General features: G+C 36.3%; 23 protein-coding genes and 1 riboswitch. Of the genes, 3 read left to right on the plus strand and 20 right to left on the minus strand.

Annotated elements, in window-relative coordinates; all coding sequences use genetic code 11:
* Window positions 1-21 precede the first annotated feature (21 nt).
* Window positions 22-1,557 (minus strand): degradosome RNA helicase CshA, encoded by a 1,536-nt coding sequence (gene cshA, locus JNUCC72_RS04745; RefSeq protein WP_454143367.1) that lies wholly within the window; start codon window positions 1,555-1,557, stop codon window positions 22-24.
* 28 nt (window positions 1,558-1,585) lie between these two features.
* Window positions 1,586-2,962, minus strand: coding sequence for a UDP-N-acetylmuramoyl-tripeptide--D-alanyl-D-alanine ligase (locus tag JNUCC72_RS04750; RefSeq protein ID WP_454143369.1), 1,377 nt, complete (start codon window positions 2,960-2,962; stop codon window positions 1,586-1,588).
* A 158-nt stretch (window positions 2,963-3,120) separates the two neighbouring features.
* On the opposite strand from JNUCC72_RS04750, the gene JNUCC72_RS04755 reads away from it, so the two are divergent.
* The gene (locus tag JNUCC72_RS04755) at window positions 3,121-4,350 is read left to right on the plus strand and encodes a multidrug efflux MFS transporter (protein ID WP_454143371.1); all 1,230 of its coding nucleotides are present in this window, start codon (window positions 3,121-3,123) and stop codon (window positions 4,348-4,350) included.
* Window positions 4,351-4,411: 61 nt separating this feature from the next.
* On the opposite strand, the gene JNUCC72_RS04760 is transcribed toward JNUCC72_RS04755, so the two are convergent.
* The 5 genes from JNUCC72_RS04760 to JNUCC72_RS04780 form a co-directional block, all read right to left on the minus strand.
* A complete protein-coding gene (locus JNUCC72_RS04760; RefSeq protein ID WP_454143373.1) occupies window positions 4,412-4,657 on the minus strand; it encodes a type B 50S ribosomal protein L31 in 246 nt (81 codons plus the stop codon).
* A gap of 101 nt (window positions 4,658-4,758) precedes the next feature.
* Entirely contained in the window at window positions 4,759-6,027 is a 1,269-nt protein-coding gene (gene murA / locus JNUCC72_RS04765) for a UDP-N-acetylglucosamine 1-carboxyvinyltransferase (RefSeq protein ID WP_454143375.1), read from the minus strand.
* 163 nt (window positions 6,028-6,190) lie between these two features.
* Window positions 6,191-7,804 (minus strand): CTP synthase, encoded by a 1,614-nt coding sequence (gene pyrG / locus JNUCC72_RS04770; protein ID WP_454143377.1) that lies wholly within the window; start codon window positions 7,802-7,804, stop codon window positions 6,191-6,193.
* 135 nt (window positions 7,805-7,939) lie between these two features.
* Window positions 7,940-8,461 carry a DNA-directed RNA polymerase subunit delta gene (gene rpoE, locus JNUCC72_RS04775; RefSeq protein ID WP_339968875.1) on the minus strand — a complete coding sequence of 174 codons (522 nt, stop codon included), beginning with the start codon at window positions 8,459-8,461 and terminating at the stop codon, window positions 7,940-7,942.
* A 43-nt stretch (window positions 8,462-8,504) separates the two neighbouring features.
* A complete protein-coding gene (locus JNUCC72_RS04780) occupies window positions 8,505-8,915 on the minus strand; it encodes a DUF1934 family protein (protein ID WP_454143380.1) in 411 nt (136 codons plus the stop codon).
* A gap of 157 nt (window positions 8,916-9,072) precedes the next feature.
* On the opposite strand from JNUCC72_RS04780, the gene JNUCC72_RS04785 reads away from it, so the two are divergent.
* Together JNUCC72_RS04785 and mscL are read left to right on the plus strand one after the other, a co-directional pair.
* Entirely contained in the window at window positions 9,073-10,431 is a 1,359-nt protein-coding gene (locus tag JNUCC72_RS04785; protein ID WP_454143382.1) for an HD domain-containing protein, read from the plus strand.
* 2 nt (window positions 10,432-10,433) lie between these two features.
* On the plus strand, window positions 10,434-10,814 hold the full coding sequence (gene mscL, locus JNUCC72_RS04790; protein ID WP_454143384.1) for a large-conductance mechanosensitive channel protein MscL: 381 nt from the start codon (window positions 10,434-10,436) through the stop codon (window positions 10,812-10,814).
* Between the two features lie 50 nt (window positions 10,815-10,864).
* Here mscL and JNUCC72_RS04795 read toward each other — a convergent pair whose 3' ends face one another.
* The 13 genes from JNUCC72_RS04795 to JNUCC72_RS04855 form a co-directional block, all read right to left on the minus strand.
* Complete coding sequence (locus tag JNUCC72_RS04795) at window positions 10,865-11,845, minus strand: ribose-phosphate diphosphokinase (RefSeq protein ID WP_056974618.1); 981 nt, start codon at window positions 11,843-11,845, stop codon at window positions 10,865-10,867.
* A 68-nt stretch (window positions 11,846-11,913) separates the two neighbouring features.
* Complete coding sequence (glmU, locus tag JNUCC72_RS04800; RefSeq protein WP_454143386.1) at window positions 11,914-13,302, minus strand: bifunctional UDP-N-acetylglucosamine diphosphorylase/glucosamine-1-phosphate N-acetyltransferase GlmU; 1,389 nt, start codon at window positions 13,300-13,302, stop codon at window positions 11,914-11,916.
* A gap of 4 nt (window positions 13,303-13,306) precedes the next feature.
* Entirely contained in the window at window positions 13,307-14,443 is a 1,137-nt protein-coding gene (locus JNUCC72_RS04805; RefSeq protein ID WP_454143388.1) for a VanZ family protein, read from the minus strand.
* Complete coding sequence (gene purR, locus JNUCC72_RS04810) at window positions 14,444-15,271, minus strand: pur operon repressor (protein ID WP_454143390.1); 828 nt, start codon at window positions 15,269-15,271, stop codon at window positions 14,444-14,446.
* Window positions 15,272-15,369: 98 nt separating this feature from the next.
* Complete coding sequence (locus JNUCC72_RS04815; protein WP_339968861.1) at window positions 15,370-15,618, minus strand: Veg family protein; 249 nt, start codon at window positions 15,616-15,618, stop codon at window positions 15,370-15,372.
* 78 nt (window positions 15,619-15,696) lie between these two features.
* Window positions 15,697-16,575, minus strand: coding sequence for a 16S rRNA (adenine(1518)-N(6)/adenine(1519)-N(6))-dimethyltransferase RsmA (gene rsmA, locus JNUCC72_RS04820; protein WP_454143392.1), 879 nt, complete (start codon window positions 16,573-16,575; stop codon window positions 15,697-15,699).
* Window positions 16,553-17,137 (minus strand): ribonuclease M5, encoded by a 585-nt coding sequence (gene rnmV / locus JNUCC72_RS04825; RefSeq protein WP_454143394.1) that lies wholly within the window; start codon window positions 17,135-17,137, stop codon window positions 16,553-16,555. Before rnmV ends, rsmA begins: the two co-directional genes overlap by 23 nt.
* Complete coding sequence (locus tag JNUCC72_RS04830) at window positions 17,130-17,903, minus strand: TatD family hydrolase (protein ID WP_454143396.1); 774 nt, start codon at window positions 17,901-17,903, stop codon at window positions 17,130-17,132. Before JNUCC72_RS04830 ends, rnmV begins: the two co-directional genes overlap by 8 nt.
* Window positions 17,903-19,909 (minus strand): methionine--tRNA ligase, encoded by a 2,007-nt coding sequence (gene metG / locus JNUCC72_RS04835; RefSeq protein WP_454143398.1) that lies wholly within the window; start codon window positions 19,907-19,909, stop codon window positions 17,903-17,905. The genes JNUCC72_RS04830 and metG overlap by 1 nt, the downstream gene beginning before the upstream one ends.
* A 151-nt stretch (window positions 19,910-20,060) precedes the next feature.
* Entirely contained in the window at window positions 20,061-22,736 is a 2,676-nt protein-coding gene (gene mgtA, locus JNUCC72_RS04840) for a magnesium-translocating P-type ATPase (protein ID WP_454143400.1), read from the minus strand.
* 112 nt (window positions 22,737-22,848) lie between these two features.
* A riboswitch (M-box (ykoK) riboswitch) is annotated at window positions 22,849-23,014 on the minus strand.
* Between the two features lie 112 nt (window positions 23,015-23,126).
* Window positions 23,127-23,918, minus strand: a complete 792-nt coding sequence (locus JNUCC72_RS04845) for a TPM domain-containing protein (protein WP_454143402.1) — start codon at window positions 23,916-23,918, stop codon at window positions 23,127-23,129.
* 43 nt (window positions 23,919-23,961) lie between these two features.
* Window positions 23,962-24,606 carry a LemA family protein gene (locus JNUCC72_RS04850; protein ID WP_454143404.1) on the minus strand — a complete coding sequence of 215 codons (645 nt, stop codon included), beginning with the start codon at window positions 24,604-24,606 and terminating at the stop codon, window positions 23,962-23,964.
* An 85-nt stretch (window positions 24,607-24,691) separates the two neighbouring features.
* Window positions 24,692-25,858, minus strand: a complete 1,167-nt coding sequence (locus JNUCC72_RS04855) for an aminotransferase class I/II-fold pyridoxal phosphate-dependent enzyme (RefSeq protein ID WP_454143406.1) — start codon at window positions 25,856-25,858, stop codon at window positions 24,692-24,694.
* Window positions 25,859-25,866: the final 8 nt, after the last annotated feature.

A 25,866-nucleotide genomic window follows, 5' to 3' on the forward strand; every position in this document is an offset into this window, starting at 1 on the left:
AACTTCCAATTCTTTTCTTAATTATTTTTTACGGATTGTAAAGTTACCGCTTTTTGATTGATTTTGATTTTTTTTGTGGTTGCCACCATTGCCATTTCCGCCACGACGGTCATTGTTACGGCGATCGTTGTTACGATTACGGTTACCACCGCGATTACGGTCTCCACCACGACGATCATTGTTACGACGACGGCCACCGTTGTTATTGCGACGACGGTTACCACCACGGTTTTTGTTTGGTAATGGACGTTCTGAAGTAATCTTAACAGGAACATCTGATGGGTCTTTAGTTACTTCTTTAAGTAAAGCAGAAACTAATTCTTTTGCATCGTATTCTGTTAATAGTTGATCAGCACTTTCTTCATATTTTGAAAGGCTCTTGGCATTACCAAGTAATGATTTGATGTGATCTAATGATTTATCTAGTTGACCTTTGAAGGCTTCATCTTCTGAAGGTGGTGCTAGAGGTAATACTTTTTTCTTAGTTAAGTTTTCGATAGAGCGTAAGTAGCTCATTTCGTTAGCTGTAACAAAAGTTACACTCACACCATCTTTACCAGCACGACCTGTACGACCGATACGGTGAACATAGCTTTCTGGGTCTTGAGGAATATCATAGTTGTAAACGTGAGTTACACCTGAAACATCTAATCCACGAGCAGCTACGTCAGTTGCAACTAAGATATCAAGTTTTCCTGCTTTAAATTGACGTAAAACAGACATACGTTTTTGTTGTGATAAATCACCGTGGATTCCTTCAGCGTTAAAACCACGCAATTGTAATCCCTTAGTTAATTCATCAACACGACGTTTTGTACGACCGAATAAAACAGTCAATTCTGGGTTTTGAACATCGAATAAACGTGTCATGATATCGAATTTTTCAAATTCTTTACAACGAATATAGTATTGTTCAATTTTATCAGCAGTTAAGTTCTTTGATTTTACTTGCACAATTTCAGGGTCTTGCATGAATTTTTCTGCAATTCGCATGATTGGTTTTGGCATTGTAGCTGAGAATAGTAAAGTTTGGTGCTTGCTTGGTACATTGCTTAAGATACTTTCGATATCTTCCACAAATCCCATATCTAGCATTTCATCAGCTTCGTCTAACACAACGTGTTGGACTTGACTTAAATCAACTGTACGACGTTTAATGTGGTCAAGTAAACGTCCTGGAGTACCTACCAAAATATCAGGTGCTTGTTTTAATGAACGGATTTGACGTGAAATGTCTGATCCCCCATAAACAACTTGCACACGTGCTTTGTTGTCGCGACCTAAGCGGTAAAGTTCTTCTTGTGTTTGGATTGCTAATTCACGTGTTGGTGAGATAACAATAGCTTGTACTTTACCTGCATGAGGTTTTAGTTCTTGTAATACAGGTAAACCAAAAGCAGCTGTTTTACCTGTACCTGTTTGAGCTTGGCCGATAACGTCTTTTCCTTCTAATACTAAAGGAATTGTTTGGGCTTGGATTGGTGTTGCTTCTTCAAATCCAGCACGCTTAATAGATTGTAGTATCTCCGAGTTCAAATTTAATTCATCAAATTTCAAAAAATATCCTCCTAATTTGGCTACTTTTTTATAAAAGTGCCTGTAAAACTTCACTCAAATGCAACCCATGGCTACCTTTTAATAGAACAAGGTCACCTGCATGAATAGTTGCTTGTAAATCCTGAATTAATTGTTGCTTATGATCAATGTCATAGTAGTGCAAGTCGGTTTCAGGATAAATTTTGATTAGCTGATTATATAAATTAGCCATTAAGGGGCCATATAAATAAACCTGGTTAATGGCGTCTTTTGAAAACGCGGTCACAAGGTTCGCGTGTAGTTCTGGGCCTTGTTCACCCAATTCAAGCATATCAGCTAACACAACAATGCGTTGGTTAGTTTCATTAGCTAATGAAACGTTAGAAAAAGCACTTAACGAAGCTCTGGTAGCGGTTGGATTAGAGTTGTAAATATCACTCATAATCTCTTCTCCTGCATCCCCTTCTAACCACTGCATACGGTCTTTAGTCAAATTAAAATGACTCAACGCGTCTTGCATATTTGAAGGTTCAATTTGCAGTACTTCACCCACAACAATCGCAGCTAGTGCATTGGATACATTATGTTTACCAATTACAGGTAAAGTAAAGTTAATATCTTCATCAAGGTTGGTTTGGAACTTCATTTGCTTTTGCTTTGTTTCAACATTTGTTGCATAAAGATGGTTGGTATTTTCAAAACCAAAAGTTAATTTATCTTGTTCGATGTTTTGCGCTAAGTTATTAAGCAAAGGCTCATCACCGTTATAAATTAAGTAGCCATCTTCTTTTAAGTAAGAAGTAATTTCCATTTTGGCTTGCGCGATTTTTTCACGTGTTCCAAAAAATTCAAGATGCGCTTCTCCTATCATCGTAATCACAGCAACATCTGGAGAAGCAATTTGGCTAAGTTGAGTTAGCTGACCTGGACGGTCCATCCCCATTTCACACACTAACATTTCGGTATTAATCTTCATATTCAAAATGGTCATGGGAACCCCAATCTCATTGTTAAAGTTACCTTCTGTTGCGTGAACGTTAAACTGTGTCGACAAAACATCACGAATCATATCTTTTGTTGTCGTTTTTCCATTGCTACCTGTAACAGCAACAACTTTTGGATTAACTTTTTGTAAATAATATTTCGCTAATTTTTGAAGAGCTGCCAGACAATCATCCACTTTTAAAACAGCTAGTCCCAAATCCTCTGGGATTTCGTGATCTGTTTGCCAAAGTGTTGCAATTGCACCAGAATCTTTTGCGGCAAATACAAAGTCATGACCATCTCGCTCACCAATAATTGGCACGAATAACGCATTTTCGTTAATTAGACGGCTATCAAATTGTACCTCTGTGATTTCAACATCCTGGTTGGAATCAATTGTTGCATCGATTGCTTTAGCAATCTCTGAAAGCATCATTTTCATTTAAAAACTCCTGAACTAGTGAAAAATAAAAATTGCACATCGTTCATTATACTGCGTTTGGTAAGTAATTAAAAGCACTATCTTATTTTACTGTTGTTATTTGTCTAATAAAAGCAGTAGAATAGTACTATTAATTATTTTGATGAGGAGGATTATAAATGTCTGAGAGTCTGACACAATCCTACGACCCTAATTGGCGACGGAATCTGAAAGTATTATGGTTCGGTTGTTTCATGGTCGGAATGGGATTTAGTATTATTGTACCGTTTATGAGTTTGTATATTGATACCTTAGGTGATTTTTCACAATCTCAATTAAGTTTTTGGAGTGGGATTACCATTTCATCAACCTTCTTAGTTATGGCACTAGTTTCACCCATCTGGGGTAAGCTAGCCGATACAAAAGGGCGACGATTAATGTTGCTTAGAGCTTCTCTTGGAATGAGCGTTATCATCGCTTTAATGGGAGTCGTTTCAAATGTTCAACAACTCGTTATCTTACGATTACTTCAAGGTGTTTTTTCTGGTTATGTCAGTAATGCTAATGCTTTGATTGCAACGACCGTTCCAAAAGAAAAATCAGGGCAAGCACTGGGAACACTAACAACTGGTGTGGTTTCAGGAACATTACTAGGACCTTTATTTGGTGGCGTTATTGCCCAAGCCTTCTCATACCGTGTCACGTTCTTTATTACGGGGACATTGCTGTTCATTGTTTTCTTTTTAACTGTCTTTTTAGTTAAAGAAGATTTCAAACCTATCTCACAAGAACAAAGAAAATTGAACATCCGTAAAATTTTTCAAAACCTACCTTATCCAAAATTAATTTTAGGTATGTTTGTGACAACTTTAATCATTCAAGCTTCTAATAACTCAGTTAACCCTATTTTGAGTTTATATGTTAAGCAGTTGTTAAACGACGGTGGCGCTGTGGCGATTGTCAGCGGGGTTGTCGCGGCTCTTCCTGGGGTAGCCACGCTGGTGGCAGCACCACTTTTTGGCCGACTCGGGGATAAAATTGGAACCCAAAAAATATTAATCGGCGGGATTATCTTTGCTTTAATCCTCTACATCCCACAAGCCTTCGTGCATAACGTTTGGCAACTGGGCATACTGCGATTATTGGTCGGGATTTCTGATGCTGCAATGTTGCCACAAGTTCAAACCCTACTCGCTAAATATTCACCGCACGAAGTTTCTGGTCGGATTTTTAGTTATAATCAATCTTTCCAAGCCATGGGAAATGTTGCTGGACCTTTAATTGGTTCGTTTGTTTCAAGTAGTTTTGGTTACCCTGGCGTTTTCTTATCCACAAGTTTACTTGTTTTAATTAACTTGATTTGGGTAACAATTAACACACGCGAATTACGGCGTGACCAAGCAGAATAATTTTGAATATAAAAAAACACGTTCTTTAATAAGAACGTGTTTTTTTGTTCGGTTTTCAGAATTAACCTTTGATACCGTATTTTTTGTTGAAACGATCCACACGACCATCTGCTTGAGTGAATTTTTGTTTACCTGTGTAGAATGGGTGTGAGTCTGATGTGATTTCCATACGAATTAGAGGGTATGTTTTACCTTCAAATTCAACAGTTTCATCAGAATTTTTTGTTGAACCAGAAACAAATTTGAAACCTGTCGCTGAGTCCATAAATACGACTTCGTGGTATTCTGGGTGAATGCTTTTCTTCATAGCTCATTTCTCCTTTGCCCTAGTTTGTGTGCCAAACTAGAGATAATTATTACAACAATAAATATTAACATCTCTTAAAAAAAAATGCAAAGCATCTTTTTTTAATCATCTTCGCAAACTGTAACATCTGCACCTAGCAAACGCAACTTCTCTTCAACACGGTCATAACCGCGTAAAATATTATCAGCGTTATGAATAACTGTCTGACCCTCAGCCATTAATCCCGCCAACATCAATGAAGCACCGGCACGAATTTCATCAGCAATTACTTCTGCACCAGTTAGTTTTGAACCCGGGTGAACTAAGATGATATCGTTTTCAACTTTAATCTTAGCGCCCATTTTGTTTAATTCACGAATGTGTTTAACTCGTTTTGGATAAATGGTATCAATCACAACACCTTCACCGCTTTTAGCTGAAATCAACAGCGGTGTAATCGGTTGTTGTAAGTCTGTCGCAAATCCTGGGTAAGGCATCGTTTTGACTTGAATCATACTCAAATCCCCCGAAGGGTAAACATAAATTGAATCTTCATTCACATCCATATTAACGCCCATTGCTTCTACCTTAGCTAAGAATGAATCTAAATGTTCGCTGATGATATTATGCAAGCAAACACCATCACCAATACAAGCTGCTAAAGAAAGATATGTTCCGGCTTCAATACGATCTGGAATGATAGTGTGTGCATTTTTAGCTTCTAGCTTTTCAACACCCTCAATACGAATTGTATCAGTTCCAGCACCGCGGATTTTAGCTCCCATGTTATTTAGGAAAGTCGCCAAATCAATGATTTCTGGTTCTTTTGCAGCGTTTTCTAAAACAGTTTTACCTGTAGCTGTTACGGCCGCCAAAATAATATTAACGGTTGCACCTACAGAAGTCATATCAAGTGTGATATGTGCCCCTTTTAGACCTTCTTTTGGTGCGGATACAACGATTTCACCAGCCACATTTTCAACTTTTGCCCCTAAACATTCCATCCCTTTAAAATGTTGATCGATTGGTCTTGGACCAATGTCATCTCCTCCAGGAAACGCAACGCTTGCGCGACCAAATCTACCGAGTAAAGCTCCCATAAAGTAATAAGAAGCGCGTAAACTCTTGATTTTACCATGTGGTAACGGTCTTAATTCGATGTTGGTTGGGTCAATGGTTAAAGTTGTTTGTTCAAAATCACTGGTGACGTTCATATCCATTAACAATGACATTAAATTGTCAACATCTTGAATACGGGGAACAGACTCTAAGACAACAGGCGTGTGTGACAAAATAGCCGCAGGGATTAATGCTACTGTACTATTTTTGGCACCGCCAATGTAAACATCGCCTTTTAACGCCTTTCCGCCATTGATTATCATTTTTTTCATTAGGAAGAACGTCCTTTAACTATTATTACCATGCTGTCATATAATTGATGACGCACGTTACTTTAATGTTATAAGAAAAATGCAAAAATTACAAGATATTAACAGCAAGTATTACCATGGATACAAAAAAAGTTGTCGAAATCGACAACTTTTTAATGTAACTTTAAATATCAACTTCATCTAAGCCAGAAGCTGCCTTAATGAATGCTTTAAATAGTCCTTCAGGACGGTTTGGTCTTGACATAAATTCAGGGTGGTATTGTGCTGCAACATGGAACTTGTTGCCTGGAACTTCCACAATTTCAACCAAACGGTTATCTGGAGATGTTCCTGAAAATACCAAGCCTTTTTCGCCAAGTAGGTCACGATATTCATTGTTGAATTCGTAACGGTGACGGTGACGTTCTTGAATAACATCTTGATTATCGTAAGCTTCAGCAGTTTTTGTGCCAGGTTTTAACTTAGCTGAATATAGACCAAGACGAAGTGTTCCACCAATGTTTTCTTGATCTTTTTGGTCAGCCATTAAATCGATAATGTTATCTTCAATATCAAAATCAACTTCTGCTGTATTAGCACCTTTTAGACCGGCAACATTACGTGCAAATTCAACACTAGCCATTTGCATTCCTAAACAAATACCAAAGAATGGAATGTCGTTTTCACGAGCGTATTGAATAGATTCAATCATACCTTCAAGACCACGTGTACCAAAACCACCAGGAACAATTAATCCGTCTGTTTCGTTTAAGTAATCGGCAACATTTTCTTTTGTGATGTCTTCTGCTTGAACTTTTTTGATTTCAATATCTGAATCAAAAGCGTATCCAGCATGTTTCAAAGCTTCAGAAACAGAAATGTAAGCATCTTGCAATTCAACATATTTACCAACTAAAGTAATCGTTGTTTTGTGTTTCAAGTTTTGAACACGGTTAAGTAAGGCTTTCCATTCTGTCATATCTGCTTCAGGTGCATCAAGATGTAAGAAATCTAGTACAACTTGATCCATATTTTGTGCTTGTAAGTTTAATGGAATTTGATAAAGGTTATCCACATCAACAGATTCAACAACTGCTTCAACTGGCACATCAGTCATGTTTGCAATTTTGTCTTTCATTTCTTGTTCAACAGGACTTTCTGTTCTTAAAACAAGCATGTTAGGTTGGATACCAATACCACGAAGTTCTTTAACACTGTGTTGTGTTGGTTTTGTTTTCATTTCGCCAGCAGCTTTTAAATAAGGAATTAGAGTTGAGTGAATGTACATTACATTTTCAGAACCAACATCAGCTTTCATTTGTCTTAGTGCTTCTAAGAAAGGTGTTGATTCGATATCACCAACTGTTCCCCCGATTTCTGTGATAATAACATCAGAATCAGTTGTTGTTGCTGCACGCATAATTTTTTCTTTAATCATGTTAGTAATGTGGGGAATAACTTGGACTGTTGCACCATTGTATTCACCACGACGTTCTTTTTGTAGAACTTCAGTATATACTTTACCAGTTGTTACGTTTGAGTAACGGTTTAAATTGATATCAATAAAACGTTCGTAATGACCAAGATCTAAGTCAGTTTCTGCACCATCGTCAGTAACAAAAACTTCACCGTGTTGGTATGGACTCATTGTTCCAGGATCAATATTGATATAAGGATCAAATTTTTGCATTGTCACCTTTAATCCACGGTTCTTTAATAAACGTCCTAAGGAAGAAGCAATAATACCTTTTCCTAGGGATGAAACTACTCCACCTGTTACAAAAATATACTTGGTCATATAATCAATCTCCTTCTAAAAAAGTCAGGGAAAACAAAAATAGCTCCCTGAATATCAGGGAGCTGACGTATCTGTAAAGACGCCCAAAAAGTATATTACAAGATTTAAGTTAAAAAATCAAGTTAATAATTTGAATTATTCGTCTTCGTCATCATCATCTAAATCAGCTAATTTACCTTCAATACCGTCTGGCAATGTGTCTGATTTATCGTCGTCATCTAAGTCTTCAGAATCAAAATCTTCGTCTTCAACGTCTAATTCTTCATCTTCTGGATCATCAGAATCGTAATCGATAATATCTTCATCTTCAACAGCTGCTAGGAACGCATTAACCTTCTTAGGTTTACGATCACGAGTTGTCTCGTCATCATCTTCTGGGTGGTTAACTTCTTCATCAACGGAATCATATGGATACCAAGAACGTAGTGCCCATACATTTTCACCTAGTGAAATAAAGCTGCCATCGATATTTAAATCTGTATAAAATTGTGGTAAATCTTCACGAATTACTTCGTCACTTTTGTTTAAAAAGCGTTGAATTTCGTTTACTAAATCAGCAAAGGCCATTTTTTCGCCTCTTTGTTCCAAGATTGCATGTGCTACTTCAATCATTGAAAGTTCTTCTACGTTTTGGCCATTAAATACATCCAATTTCACGTGATGCACGTCCTTTCAAAAGTCTACTCTTCATAATACTAAACTATGCTTCAAAAATCAATTTTAACATATAATCCCCAACTTTTTGACCATGATTGAACAATTTATAGTCAATTTTGAGCATTTGTGAATCAATTGAAGCCTGGATTAAGTCTAATTGATCCGTTTCAACCGTAAATTCTAGTGGAAATCCCTGAGCTAAAAAGCTACCTGAGTGTGTTTTACCACGTTCAAAACGCAAACTTGACCTATTTTTATCATCAACAGTACGTGTCATTTCAACATAGGTACTAAAAATTCTAAATTCCACTTGAACACCTGATTCTTCTGCATAAGTCAAAACTTGTGAATCAGATACAATATCAAGCAATCCGGGAGCTTCATATTGATACGTCTCAACTTCACCTTCTTGGTGTACTTGCGTAATTAAAGATACTTGAACTTCTTTTGCCATTTTTTATCTTTCCTTTGTCCTGGTTTCTCCTTAGTTATATCAGACAACAGCCATCAAGTCTAACACTAAAATGATTTATCAAATTAATCTTAAAAATGTTAAAATAAAAATACTAATCTTAATTGTAACTATGCCTAATATAAAGGAGATTATCTCAATGAAATCTATCCAAAAATTACCGCGTGAAAAAGTATTGCGTGATCCTGTGCACAACTATATTCACGTTGAGTACCCATTTATTCTCGAACTTATTGATACGCGTGAATTCCAACGTCTACGTCGTATTCGTCAACTTGGCGGTGCTGCATTTACTTTCCATGGCGGTGAACATTCTCGCTTCACTCACTCACTTGGGGTTTATGAAGTAACACGTCAAATTGTGAATAACTTTAACCGTAACTACCCCTCAAAAGAAGCTGAAGACGGCCTTTGGGATGATAGCGAAAGCATTGTTGCTTTAGCTGCTGCCTTACTTCATGACGTGGGACATGGTGCTTATTCACACACATTTGAACATATTTTTCACACCGATCACGAGCAGTTCACACAAGAAATTATTACCTCTGAAAAAACAGAAATCAATCAGGTTTTGAAAAAGGTTAGTCCTGATTTCCCAGAAAAAGTTGCAAGTGTTATCAACAAGACTTATCCAAATCCTCAAGTTGTCCAAATGATTTCAAGCCAAATTGATGCAGACCGTATGGATTACTTGTTACGTGATGCGTACATGACTGGAACACAATATGGCATGTTTGATTTAACGCGTATTTTACGTGTGATGCGTCCTTATTCAGGTGGTATCACTTTTGAAAAAAATGGGATGCATGCTGTTGAAGATTACATCTTATCAAGATTTCAAATGTACCAACAAGTTTATTTCCACCCTGCTTCACGCGGAATGGAAGTTGTGTTAACTCACCTACTTGAACGTGCAAAATATGTTTATGAACAGGGTGAACTTCCTAAAAACAGTATGTCTGACTTACTTGTGCCATTTTTAGAACATAATTTCACACTTGAAGACTACTTAAACCTAGATGATGGTGTATTGAATGCTAATTTTTCGCTTTTACGCTACCATCATGATAAAATATTAAGTGATTTAGCAGGCAAATTCCTGGATCGCAAACCATTTAAATCTGTGCAGATTACCGACGAAAGCAAACCTCAAATCAAGTATTTGAAAGCTCTTGTTGAAAAAGCTGGGTTTAATTCTGATTATTACACGGCATTGAATGATAGTTTTGACTTGCCATACGATGCTTATCATCCTGATCAAAAGAAACCTAAAACACAGATTGAAATTATGGTTAGCGACTCCGACTGGATGGAGCTTTCTAAATTAAGTAAAATTGTTGAAGCTATTTCTGGTAAACAAGAAGGAGATGAACGCTTCTACTTTCCTCGAGTTATGATTAAAGGTGACTCGCAGGACCCAGAACTTCAAGAACTTTACGCCGAGTTTCAAAGTTACATAAAAAATGGTGAACTACTTACACAAAGGGAGGAAGCATAATTATGCTTAAAGAATTTAAACAATTTATTTCTCGTGGGAATGTTTTAGACTTAGCCATTGGGGTCTTAATTGGTAGTGCCTTTTCTGGCATCGTTACCTCATTAACTAAGAATCTTTTGAATCCGTTTATTGGTTTATTCCTAGGTCAAATCGATCTATCAAATCTTCATTTTTCAATTGGAAGTGCTAACTTCTTAGTTGGTCAATTCTTGAACGATGTGATTGCCTTCTTGATTACAGCCTTCGTTGTCTTCTTGATTGCAAAAGCATTCAATAGTCTTAGAAAGAAAGAAGAAGAAAAACCAAAAGCTGCTCCAAAACCAAGTCAAGAAGAAGTATACTTACAAGAAATTCGCGACTTGTTGAAACAACAAAACAAATAATGCTAACAAAAAAGCTTACTGATTTTACTCAGTAAGCTTTTTTAATTGACTTATTTTTTCTTTGATTGAAAACGTGTTTGAAATAATGGACTTACGGGTTCATCTTCGTAAATACGTTTAATCGCTTCTCCAATTAGCGGACCTACAGAAACTTGAACCATTTTATCGATCATTTTTTCTTGTGGTAGGTTAATTGAATCTGTCACAACAAGTTGTTTGATTGCAGAGTTTGCAATACGATCAATTGCTGGACCTGATAAAACAGGGTGAGTACAACTTGCATAAACTTCAGTTGCACCAGCATCTTTCAATGCTTGAGCAGCTAGCGTAATTGTACCTGCAGTATCAATCATATCATCAATAATGATAGCTCTTTTACCTTTAACATCACCAATAATATTCATCACTTCAGCAACGTTGGCTTTTGGACGACGTTTATCGATAATTGCGATTGGGGCTTTTAAGAATTCTGCTAGACGGCGAGCACGAGGAACACCACCGTGATCAGGAGACACAACAACTGTGTTTTCGTCTAAATGTTGATTTAAGAAGTAATCAGCAAGTAATGGGGCACCCATTAAGTGATCGACAGGTAAATCAAAGAATCCTTGAATTTGAGCAGCGTGTAAATCTAGTGCTAGCACACGATCTGCACCTGCTTTTTGAATCATATTAGCCACTAATTTAGCTGTAATAGGTTCTCTTGAACGTGATTTACGGTCTTGACGAGCATAACCATAGTAAGGAATTACTAGATTAATACTGTTAGCTGAAGCACGACGTAGTGCATCAATCATAATCAATAGCTCCATCAAATTATCATTTACAGGGGCGCTTGTTGACTGCACGATAAAGACTTCTGAACCACGAACGGATTCATCAATATTGATTTGAATTTCACCATCGCTAAAGCGTCTTACACTAGATTTTCCTAGTTCTAAACCAACTGTATCTGCAATTTTTTGTGCTAAAGGTTGATTTGAATTTAATGCAAAAAGTTTCATCTTTTTATCTGAATACTGATCTGTCATTTTTTCCTCCACTTTTCTTACAATCCAAAAAACATAATACCAAAATTAGACTAAAAAATAAACCAATTCTAGTTCCAATCTGGATTTTGTGCCAACGGTAATCGTTTCCAAAAGTCTTCTTTGTTAGTTTGTTTTTGTCGTGCAATACCCATGGCATGTTTTGGAACATCTTTTGTAATTGTTGATCCCGCTGCAACAAACGCATGGTCCGCAATGTTCACAGGAGCTATAATATTTGAACTACTTCCAATGAAACTATGAGACCCGACTGTTGTATGGAATTTTTGGACACCATCATAATTAACAAAAGTAACTCCACAGCCAATATTAATATGATCTTCTAAAGTTGCATCCCCAACATAAGTCAAATGACCAACTTTAGTATGTTCACCAATTACGGCTTTTTTGATTTCTACAAAGTTTCCAATATGGGCATATTTTTTAATATGAGATTGAGGACGTAAGTGCGCATATGGACCAGCATCTGTATGACTTTCCATCACTGAATCTTCAATTGTTGAAGACTTAACTGTAACATTATCTGCAATCTTGCTATTTACAATTTTTGAGCCTGTTGTAATCACGCAAGATTCACCAATTGTCGTTTGCCCTTGCAAATAAACACCTGGTTCAATAACTGTATCAGACCCAATTTCAACATCAACATCAATATATGTATTTTCAGGATCGATAATGGTTACACCATTTAATAAATGTTTCTTGTTAATACGGTTTCGCATCACTTTAGTTGCTTGACTTAAAGCTAAACGATCGTTAACTCCCATTGATTCATCAAAATCTGACATTTGATAAGCTGAAATTACTTCACCTTGAGACTTCAAGATTTCAATCACGTCAGTGATGTAATATTCATTTTGAGCATTATCGTTGTTTACTTGACTTAAAGCATCAAATAGTGCTTGATTATCAAAACAGTAAACACCTGTGTTAATTTCATCAATTCTCTTTTCAGCTTCGGAAGCATCTTTTTGTTCAACAATCTTGATTACTTCGTTGTCTTCATTACGAATAACACGACCATAGCCTGAAGGGTTAGGGGCTTTTGCTGTTAAAACTGTTGCTTTTGCATGAAGTTGTTGATGAGAATCAAATAACTTTTCAAAAGTTTCAGCTGTTAATAACGGCGTATCACCATTAGCCACAATAGTACTACCCGTTTTATCTTTGAGCAGCTCTGCAGCCTGCATTACCGCATGACCTGTTCCCAATTGCTCTGCTTGTAAAACGTATTGTGTGCGGTCACCTAACGCCTTTTTAACTTCATCAGCACCATGACCAACAACCGTTACAATGTTTTGTGGGTCGAGTTTTTCAACTTGTGTCAAGACGTGGTCGACCATACTACGACCTAAAATTTCGTGTAAGACTTTGTAACGTTTTGACTTCATTCTGGTTCCTTGACCAGCAGCCAAAATAATAATATTTTTTTGATCCATTGGATTAGCTCTCCTCTTCTGTTATCTGACTCACTTGTTTGGTCCTTGACCATCGTTCATAAAATAAAACGGGCGATGGCTTAAACGCTTGCCAAACCAAATAGCCGACAAATAATAAATTCAGAAACAACATAAAAATTGATAGGAAATAAAGTTGCGTCAACTTATCTTCAGCAATTCTCCCCGACAGCGATAACACATAAGGTGTGGCAACTGTCATGAACGGGATAATAACACCATATAATTCAAATTGACGAAAAATCAATTGCCAAAAGCCAGGTTTTGTTCCGTCTCTGGCATCAACTATTTTTATTTTAACGGCCCATTTTCCTATAGTCTGTCCCTTGATTAAAGGTATTAAAACAAACAAAATAACTCCCGCCAAAACATTAGCTACAATTGAGTGATTAGCTATTTGTGCCATTTTTAAAACAATTGCTATAGCTGAAGCCATTATGCCCAGAATAATCATATCTGTCACAAAAGCAACCGCACGGCGAATAAGCGATACCTTATTCTTTAAAGAGCCTGCTTTTTGTGACAATTTGTCTTGAGTTGGGAATAAAAATGTCACTGCTGGTGTCAGTACATAACCAAAAATCGCACCTAACGTATTCAATAACAAATCATCAACATCAAATAAACGATAAGACCTTGGATAAATACCATAAAGCCCCGTTAACTGTGTCAGTTCAAAGAATAATGATAGTAAAAATCCCAGCACTAAAACTTGCTTGAAGCTTCGTTTAAAGTAATACCTGAGATAAACACCAAATGGAATCGTTAGGAACAAGTTGAATAAAGGTTGAATGAAACTAGCACTTTTAAGTGTTTGCAAATAAGTTTGCGGTTTACTTAAAATCAAAGGTGTTTCATTTTTGAATTCTGTTACGAATTGAAATAAGTGTAGGTTATAAGTTGGCGTTTTGAGGTTTGCCACTGCCTGAATGTCAGGCAATGGTAAAATAATCAAACAATAGGCCACTAGCATATAGAAGACAAACGAGTAAATCATAATTCCTCGCCAAAAAACAAAGGCCTGGTACTTATGATATTGTCTAATAAATACTGGGAGTGAAATAATTAAAGCTAAAATTGGAAATAATAAAACAGCTGTTTTAATGACTTGTACATAGCCCAATTAGAACACCTCGAAATTAGTTCTTTCAATAACATTTCCAGGATTAACTTTGATTTCTTTGTTTGCTGAATCAACTTCTTCAAGATTCAATAACGAAACATAATCTGCAACTGATTTTTCAGAAGACTTAGCTTCACATAAAACAGAGATACCACTCACATTAGCATCAAACTCGTTAACAAGGTTAACCATACCATTAATGGTACCGCCACCCTTCATGAAGTCATCAACAATTAGCACGTTTGAGTGTGGCTTTAAGCTACGCTTAGCTAATTCCATTTTTTCAAAACGAGTGCCTGAACTGGAAACATAGTTCACACTAATAGTTGGGCCCTCTGTAATTTTTGGCTTTCTTCTAACAATAACGTACGGCACATTTAAGAAGCTAGCAACTGCAGCAGCTAATGGCGCACCTTTTGTTTCAACAGTCATCACAACATCAATATCACTAAAAGCAAAATGTGTCGCAATTAACTTACCAATTGCTTGTAAAAGTTGAGGATTACCAATAATATCTGATAGATATAAAAAACCACCAGGTAAAATTCTTTCTTCATCATCAACATTTTTAATCAATTCTTCAACCAAATTGATTGCGTCTACTCGTCCCATAAATGGAATGTAACGCACACCTCCAGCAGCACCAGCTATTGTCTGTAGGTAGCCGTTTTGGTTCGTTGCCAAAGTCTTTCTTAGAATAGAAAGATCTTCACTGATTGATGATTTGGCAGAATCATACTTGTTCGCAAAAAAAGGTAGCGAAATCAGCGTGTGTGGTTTTGATAAAAGATATTGCGTCATATCAATAAGACGTTCTGATCGTTTCATAAAATGTGCCTCCGTATATATTTCTGTATCAAGGATACCGCAAAACAAAAAAAACCACTAGTAATTCTATAAAATTACTAATGATTGTTCGGGAAAATTTAAGCGTCTTGAACAACTTCAAATTCCAATTTTATATTTTCAGTTAATAAGTCAGTATAGCTGTAAGTAGCTCTTTCAAAGTGATTTTCTTCTTGGTCCAAATCAACCAAAAATACTGATGGGTAAGTTTTAGTTAGTGTTCCTTTACGTCGAGTAATCTTCTTACGACCGGCTTGCGCCACAACTGTAATATCTTCACCAATATGGTCTTCAAGCTGTTGCTTAATCTTTTGTAATGTCATTAGCATATATTCACTCTCCCCTGCAACACTATTATAGCGAATTTGTCAAGGGATAGCAAATTTTTAGTCTCAAACTATATAATTTTACCCGAAAGAAAGACAATTAGTCAACTGAATAAAGTCATTAATTGTTAATTGTTCAGCACGATATTTTTCAGGAATGTTCGCATTATTTAAGATTTCTTTAATATCTTCCGGAGACTTACCTTTTGAACCAAACGCTTGCTTCAAATTATTATAAATTGTTTTACGTCTTTGTTTGAAACAGGCATTAACAACTTCATCAAACAATTGATGATCAAATTCAACATCTTGATATTTATCACCTTTTAGTCTTAGATTTAAAATAGCAGAAGTCACTTTAGGTGCTGGGTTAAATGATTTGGGTGGTACTGTAAAACTAATTTCAGGATCACCAACCATTTGAACTGCAATTGATAATGGCCCCCAGTTCTTTGAACCGTGGTCAGCAACAATACGATCAGCAACTTCTTTTTGCATTAATACTGTCATCGAAGTCAGCTTCAATGGGCTATCTAATAGCTTAAACATAATCGGTGTTGTGATGTAGTAAGGTAAGTTAGCAACGATTTTAACTGGTTTATCTAAGTCAAAGTACGCCGATAATTCTTTTTCTAAATCTGCTTTTAGGACGTCTTGATTAATAATAGCCACGTTGTCGTACTCGCCTAACACATCATCTAAAACCGCGATAAAGCGTTGGTCAATTTCAAAACTAACGACTTTACAGCCTGTTTCAGCGAGCTGTTGCGTAATAGAACCAATTCCTGGCCCTACTTCAAGCACTTGATCTTCAGGTGTTATTTCAGCACTCTCAACAATATTTTCCAACACATTTAAGTCAGTTAGAAAGTTTTGTCCTAAACTTTTCTTTGCTCTCAAACCGTAATCATGAATAATCTGTGATGTCTTAATCGGATCACCGATGGGTAAACTCTTCATATTTCTCCTTCACTTTTTGCATTGCGTTTTCAAATTCTTCTTTTGTAATTTGAAATGTCGCACATTTTTTCTCTAATTGTTTGGCATTCCCGTAACCAATTTTTAACTGATTACCTAGTTGTTCTCTTAAAAATCGCGCATTAGGCCCAAAAACTAACCCATGTTCTATTAAATCATGGCGCGATACTTCAGGTTCGTAAAGTTGTTGTGTCAAACGCGCACCCTTTAAAGCTTCAAGCAATGACGCTTTTGAAGCGTGTTCAATCCCTAAACTCCCACCAGACTTTTGTGGAACAGCTTTATCACGCGGCAAAAACGCCTGCTTAGCTTTGGGCAGGCGTTCTAAAATTTTTTTTCGAATTTTTTCACCATTAAAGTCTGGATCAGTCAAAACAATGACCCCAGTCTTATGATAAGCCGTCTCAATCTGGTCTAAAATTGAATCTGAAATCGCAGATCCTTGAGTTTGAATCGTCTTGATGCCTGGAAAATAAAGATTCAATCGCTTGATATCATCTTTTCCTTCCACAACAACCACTTCTTCAATTTTAAATTCAGTCAAGATTATAAAATTTCAACGTATTACGATAAGTTGCATCTGCAACTTCTTCTACGTCGATTCCTTTCAATTCACTAATTGCTTTGGCTACATAGTAAGTATAACCTGGTTCATTTTGCTTACCACGATAAGGTGTTGGTGTCAGATATGGCGCATCTGTTTCAACCATCATTTTATCGAGCGGTGTTTGAATCACTGATTCATGAACTTCTTTGGCGTTTTTAAAAGAAGCCACACCACTGTAAGAAACATTCAATCCAAGGTCTAAATACTGTTGTAGTTGATCAGGGCTACCATTAAAACTATGGATAACACCACCATAAGTGTCAACTTTACCGAAATTTTTCAAAATCGCATAAGTATCTTCAAATGCATCCCTTGTATGAACAGATACTGGTAACTTCATGTCATATGCCAACTGCAATTGACGTTCGAAAACCTCATGTTGTGTTGAACGTTTTGAAGCATCCCAGTGATAATCTAGTCCAATTTCGCCAACTGCAACTGTTTTTTCTTTTTGAAGCAAATCTTTTAAAACTGCTTCTTCTTGTTCATTGTATAGTTTTGCATCATCTGGGTGAAAACCAACTACTGCATAAAGCGGGTCAAACTCTTCACTCAGCTCAACTGCACGTTGATTCATGTCCGGATTTGACCCAATAATGGCCATATCCGTAACCGTTAAATCTTTTGCATGTTGAATATACTCTGCCTCTTTACCTAAAAAAGGCGTATCGTTTAAATGCGTATGTGCATCAAATAATTTCATTATCCGATTTCAGCTCCGTTTTCGTGTGAATCATCCACAATTGCTAATTGCACTTTTTTGCCTTTTTCGCTAGAAAGTAACATTCCTTGGCTCATTTGACCAAAAATCTTACGTGGTTTCAAGTTAATAACACCAATTACTTTTTTGCCTTTTAATTCTTGTTCTTCAGGATAGAAGTTAGCAATTCCAGATAGGATTTGACGTGGTTTTTCTTCGCCAAAATCAAGTTGGAATTTAAGTAATTTGTCAGAACCTTCTACTTTTTCAACTTCTAAAACTTCGCCGACTTTCATTTGAACTTTGACAAAGTCATCGAATTGAATTTCATTATCGTTAGCTTTGTCTGCATTCTTTTCAGAAGCTTGTTTCTTTTGTGAACGGCTTTGTTTTTTATCTTTGGCATTTGCCATTTGATCTTTGATGTATTTGATTTCAACTTCTTTTTCAAGTCTTGGGAAGATTGGTGTTGCTTTTGTTGCAACAGCGTGATTCCAGTCATAAGCACCAAATGATAGTTCATGAGCTGATTTTGAATCTTCTGAAAGACCTAACTGTTCAAAAATCTTATGTGGTGTTTGTGTCATAATTGGTTTAATTAATAATGCAATTAAACGTAAGCTTTCAGCTAAGTGTGACATCACATCTTTTAGTTCATCTGCTTTATTTTCGTCTTTTGCTAGCACCCAAGGTTGTGTTTCATCAATGTATTTGTTAGCACGACGTACGAATTCAAAAACAGTATCTAAAGCTTTTGAGAAATGGAAACTGTTCATTAATTCATCGTATTTAGCAATTGTTTCAGTTGCTTTTTCTTCAAGTGAAGCATCAAAATCAGTTAGATGTTCACCAAGTGGTTGGACATGTCCTTGATGGTACTTGTTAATCATTGAAACTGTACGGTTTAATAAGTTCCCTAGATCATTAGCTAAATCGTAGTTCACGCGTTCAACGAAATCTTCAGGTGTAAAGATACCATCATTTCCAAATGGAATTTCACGCATTAAGTAGTAACGTAGAGCATCCAAACCAAAACGGTTCACAATCATTTCAGGGTAAACAGCATTTCCTTTTGATTTAGACATTTTACCGTCTTTCATCAAGACCCAACCGTGACCAAAAATTTGTTTTGGTAGCGGTAAGTCTAGTGCCATCAACATAATTGGCCAGTAAATTGTGTGGAAACGAACAATTTCTTTTCCAACTAAATGCACATCAGCAGGCCAGAATTTGTCATATAATTTGTGATCATCTGAACCATAACCAAGCGCTGTGATATAGTTGGCCAACGCATCAATCCAAACGTAAACAACGTGTTTTGGATCTGAAGGGACTTTAATTCCCCAGTCAATTGTTGTACGTGTAACTGAAAGATCTTCAAGACCTGGCTTAATGAAGTTATTAATCATTTCGTTACGACGAGATTCAGGTTGAATAAATTCTGGGTGATTGTTGTAGTATTCAACTAAACGGTCAGCGTATTTACTCATTTTGAAGAAGTAACTTGGTTCCTTCACTAGTTCAACTTCATGTCCTGAAGGTGCTTTACCACCGATTACTTTACCGTTTTCATCACGATAAACTTCATCCAATTGTGATTCTGTAAAGTATTCTTCATCACTAACTGAATACCAACCTTCATATTCACCTAGATAGATATCACCTTGTGCGAGTAATTTTTCAAAAATTTGTTGCACACCTTTTTGGTGATCTTCATCGGTTGTACGAATGAAACGGTCGTAAGTGATATCTAACATTTCCCAAAGTTCTTTGTAGCTAGCAGCCATCTTATCAACATAAGCTTTTGGATTTGTTTTTTCTTTTTCTGCTTTTTCTTCGATTTTTTGCCCATGCTCATCTGTCCCTGTTAGGAAAAAGACATCGTAGCCTTTTTGACGTTTGTAACGTGCTAAAACATCAGCAACAACTGTTGTATAAGCGTTTCCAATCGTTAGTTTTCCAGATGGGTAATAAATGGGGGTTGTGACGTAAAATGTTTTATCAGACATAGTTAAACTCCTTATTTATAATCGTTTACAGTATATCACAATCATAATTCTTCTTAATACTGCTCTTTTTTAGATATACTCTCAATTATAGCGATTTTTATTTCACAATGGCAAGGCTAACAAAAAAGATTGGCGAAATCGCCAATCTTTTTTAAATCAATTCATCTTCATGTTTTAAGTAACGTTTCTTTACAATTGTCACTAAAACAAAGTAAAGAACTAACATTAATAACACAAAGAATAAATAACTAATAGGTAATAATTCAAATCCTAAGTCTTTCCCAAAATTTAAATAAGGAATAATTGTTCCAATAATTCCAGCACCAATGGTTGAAACCATTAGTGGAAATGAAGCTTTAGTTTGAATAAAGGGAATGCGTTTATCACGAAGTGCATGAATCACCATTTCTTGTGTCCAAAGCGATTCAATAAACCACCCTGTATTAAACATCATCATAAACTGTAATTGTTGTGCTTGATTCAAATCAAAATAAGTGTGACCTAACATTGCAGGTCCTAAAATAAAGAATAAAAATGCAAAAGTTAAAATATCAAACACTGAACTGGTTGGTCCAAAGTAAAACATAAATTTCTTAAGCCCTTTAGTTGACCAGCTACGTGGCGTTTCTAAATACTTTTCGCTCATGACATCAAATGGAATCACCAAGCATGAAATATCGTAAATCATGTTCAATAGCAACAATTGCAAAGGTTGCATTGGTAAGAATGGTAAAAATAAACTTGCAAAAACAACTGAAAAAATATTCCCGAAGTTTGAACTTGAAGTCATCTTAATATACTTCATCGTGTTACCAAATACCTTACGTCCTAAACGAACTCCTGTATCCAGTACTTTTAAGTCTTTTTTAAGTAAAATAACATCCGCTGATTCTTTAGCAATATCAACTGCCGTATCAACTGAAATCCCCACATCTGCTTCTTTCATCGCAGGTGCATCGTTAATGCCATCACCCATAAATGCAACAGTATGACCATTAGCACGAAGCTGACGAATAATCATACTTTTATGCGCAGGTGTTAACTTAACGAAAATATTATGAGACTCAACAATTTTAGCTAACTCATCTGTCGATTTATCTTCTAGTTCTTGACCCGAATAAATCTTATCCACATTTAAGCCAACTTGTTTTGCAACAGCTCGCGTAATTAATTCATTATCACCTGTTAAAATTTTAACGTCAATACCATCAATTTTTAGTTGTTCTAGTGCTTGTTTAGTAGATTCTTTTGGTGGATCCAAGAATGATAAGTTACCCAAAATAATTAAATCACGTTCATCTGCAACAGAAAACGCTCCTGCTGGACGAGGATTTTTTTGATAAGCTAACAAAATTACGCGAAGACCGTCTTCATTCAAAGATTCAATTTGTTTTAAAATCTTATCACGCATGGTGTTATCAAGCTTTTTAACTTCACCATCAATTTCATAATAACGACTGACTTCTAGCATTTCTTCAGCCGCACCTTTAGTTACCAATAATCGTTCATCATCACTGTTTTCAACTACGACACTCATTCGACGACGTTTAAAATCGAATGGGATTTCATCAATTTTGCGATAATCAGACTTAATTTGGTCGGTGTCTAATTCTTTGCCAGCTTCTGCAATAATTGCTTTATCCATTAGGTTTTTTAAGCCCGTTTGATAATAACTATTCAAGTAGGCATAAGTTAATACTTTAGGCTTTTCGGTATGGTTTAAGTCATAGTGATACTCTAAGACAACCTTGTCCTGTGTTAATGTCCCTGTTTTGTCGGTTGTTAAAACTGTGGCAGAACCTAGGTTTTGAATCGCATCAATGTTCTTCATGATAGTGCCATGTTTTGACATTTCAACTGATCCTTTAACCAAGTTAGAGGTTACAATAACGGGCAACATTTCAGGTGTTAACCCAACAGCTGTGGCAATTGCAAAAATCAACGCATCAAGCCAGCTCCCCTTCAACAAGCCATTAATCAAAAAAACGAGTGGTGCAACAACCAACATAAATCTGATTAATAACCATGAAGTTGATTGAATACCTTTATCAAAGGCTGTAACTTGTTTACTCTTTGTGGATAATTCACCTGCAATTTGGCCAAAGACAGTTTTTGAGCCAACTCCCACAACAACTCCTAAAGCACTCCCACTCACAATGTTAGTACCAGAATAAGCCATATTTTGATAACTTAAATAATCTTCATTATTTTTTGGCTTAGCTGTTGCAATTTTTTCAACTGGGGCAGATTCCCCGTTTAATGAACTTGTACTAGCAAACAAGTCTTTTGTTTGTAGCAAGCGCATATCTGCAGGCACCATATCACCAGCTGATAGTGAAATAATATCGCCAACTACCACCTTTTCGGTTGCAATTTCAAATGACTTACCTTGACGAATAACATTAGTAGTCACTTGAATCATCTTCATCAAGCTATCCACAGCATTACTTGAACGACGACTTTGAAAGAAGCTCATCGATCCACTAATAATAACCATCAATAGCATGATAACTGTTGTCGCTACTGATCGATCTTGTGGTGCTGAAAAGACCCAATCCGTCATAAAGGATGCAATAGCTAATACGACTAACACGACAGTAAAGGGTGTCACAAAAGCCTCAATAAATTGTTTGACCTTAGTGTCACCGTTACCATGGGAAACTTTATTTTCACCATATTGTTCTTGGTGATTAATCGCTTGCTCTTCGGATAATCCTGAAGAACTAGTATGCAACTCACTTAGAACTTCCTCGTTACTTTGGCGTGCATACAACTTAATTTTTTCAATCTGTTGTTGCATAACGCCATTTCTCTTTTTTTCTAACATGTTTGTCAACTTCCTTTCAAAAACAAAAGGCAAGTACTCAGCTATTTCTAGAAAACCCTTATATTTTGCCATGATACAAAATTAAATAAGGGGGTAAAATGTGACACATTGTACATTGAACACTCGCTCAGTTTTAACACTATATGGCGTTTACAAAAATTGTATAGCTATCTGGAAAAAGCCTTACTCCGACTATTTCTGTTTGACCCATTGGCATCTGTCGATGTTCTGGGCAATAGCGTATATCCATATAGGAGCCTCACCTAACTGTTCAGTTATCAGATTAGTTACGCTTGTGTAACTTACGTTCAATATATAGCGCTGGCAAGATGAAGTCAACTATTATCGGTTTATTTCACAAAATAAAAAACACCCATCTTAGATGAGTGTTTAAATACTGGCACCGCCGCCTCCTGATGAACCACCGCCACCAGAAAAACCGCCGCCACCGCCAGAAAATCCACCGCCAGATGAATTTCCTGAAGAGCCACCAAGTAGCATCCCTAGTAAGAAGCCAGTTCCACCGGAACCACCTCGACCAGAGCCGCCACCTCGCGAAATAAAAATAATGAAAATGATAATCATCACAATAATCGAAAAGATACCCGGTCCAGAATTGTCTGAACTATCTTTTTTAGCGTTTTCTCGGTATTTCTTAACTTTGTTTTGAACACCACTGTCCTGTAGTGACGTGAGCTGATATTCTTGATCAACAACCACACTTACTGCACTGAAGACGTTGTTCAATCCTTGGTCAATTGTCGCTTTGTCTTTTGATTTAAGCTTATCTTTTTCATTGAGTAAAATTTGTTTACTTAATGAATCGGGTAAAGCACCTTCAAGACCATAGCCGACTTCGATTCGAACATTTTGACTACCTTCGTTATAACCAAAAAGAATCAAAACACCATTGTTATCGCTTTTATTACCTAAGCGCCACTTTTGAAATAAATCAGTAGCATAAGTGTTCAAATCACCTTCTGTTGAGTCAACAACAGCTACTGCAATTTGTGGTTTTTCTTTACTTGTTGAATAAAGTTGATTTTGATCTTCAATATTTTCTTTAGTCTTATCTGATAAAATATTTAATTCATCATAATAGGGTGTATTAGGGATGTTAATCATCGCATCCACAGTCGTTGTTTGCTGATTACTACTCAAAATAATCGCGATTAACGCCACCAATAATCCACTTAAAAGACTAAAATTAAGGCGTTTCACTGCCTTAAATTACTCTCATTGACTGTGGAAGAATCAAGGCTGCTGATGAGGATGATGATCCTGTTGTATTACCAAAGTCAACGGTTGGCGCAGTTTTGGCTTCATCAACTGCTTTAAAGTATGTTTTTGAGCCTAATCCCATCATATTAGCCACGATATTTTTAGGGAAACCAACAACTGTTTTGTTGTAAGTTGAAACAGCATCATTATAACGTTTACGTTCAGTTGCAATGCGGTTTTCTGTTCCTTCAAGCTGTGTCATTAAAGTTTGAACATTAGCGTTTGATCCCAATGTTGGATAATTTTCACCAATCACATTAATCAATGTGCCAACAGATTGATCAAGTTGACCATTAGCATCCATTTTTTCTTGTGTTGATTTGGCATTTCCATAACTTGTACGTGCCTTAGCAATATCACCAAAAACTTTTTGTTCTTGTCCCATACTTCCCTTTACAGAGTTTACTAAGTTAGGGATTAAATCGTAACGGCGTTGCATTTGGTTTTCAACTTGTGCCCATTGAGAGTCCACATCTTGACTGCTTTTAGCAAGACTGTTGTAAGTTGAAATAAAGAAAATTGCAATCACAACAACTACTGCTAAAATACCCCATACCCATGGACTAACACGACGTTTGTTTTGATTCATAATAGAATATACTCCATTCCTTCAAAAATAATTCAATAAACTATGGTACTTAATTATACTTTAGTCACTCAAGCATGCAATTATTTTAACTTAATTTTGATAAATATTTAGAAATACGAGCAACAGCCTCTTCTAGCTGTGCCATGCTTGCAGCATAACTAATTCTAACGTAATTATCATGGCCGAAGAATGCTTCACCTGGTGAAAACGCAACTTTTGCTTGATAAGCCAAATCTAAAGCAAATTCATAGCCATTTTGGTTAACTTGCTGAGGTAACTTAGCAAAAAAGTAAAACGCACCTGTTGGTAATTTGATTTCAAATCCTAGTTCAGATAACGCATGAATTAAATAATCACGACGTTTTAAATAATCAGCTTTCATATCTTCTGCATCAAATTCACCAGCTTCTAATGCTTCAATCGCTGCAATCTGAATGAAGGTTGGTGCTGTAACAACCGATAATTTATGCACCAAACTGATTTTCTTCATAATTTCACTTGGTGCAGCAATCATCCCAATTCGCCAACCAGTCATCGCATGTGATTTAGACAATCCATTGATTAAAACCGTTTGTTCTTTTAGTAATTCACCCATTGAAACATGAGTGCTATCATAGGTTAATTCACTATAAATTTCATCACTAATTACAAAAATTTCATGTCTTTTAAAGACTTCGACTAGTTCATCTAACTCTTTTCGAGAATAAGTGACACCTGTTGGATTATTCGGATAGTTTAAAATAATCGCTTTTACTTTGCCTTTTGCGTTTTTTATCGCTTCTTCAATCCTGTCAGGTTTTAAAACAAAATCGTCTGCTGTTGTATCTAAAAATCTTACGACACCACCATTTGCTTCAATAATTGGTGCGTATTGTGGAAAAATTGGCGTTGGAACGATAACTTCATCGCCCTCATTTAAGATAGCTGTCAAGCTATCATAAATGGCTTCGCTAGCACCAACCGTCACCAAAACTTCCTCATTTGCATCATAGTGTGCGTTGTAGTGTTTAGCTAAAAATTTGGCAATAGCTTGTCTTAATTTTGGATTACCTTGAGGAGTCGTATAGTGTGATTCATTATCACGAATCGCTTGAATCGCTACTTCTTTAATGTGTTCGGGGGTATTAAAGTCTGGCTCTCCGACTGTTAATCGAATAACGTCTTCAATTTGAGCCACTTCAGCGTTATAGTTCATCATAACCGAAGGTTTTACCCTGTCTAATCGACTATTCATATTTTGTTCTAAATTCATTGAACTTT

The sequence above is a fragment of the Holzapfeliella sp. JNUCC 72 genome (assembly GCF_053668685.1).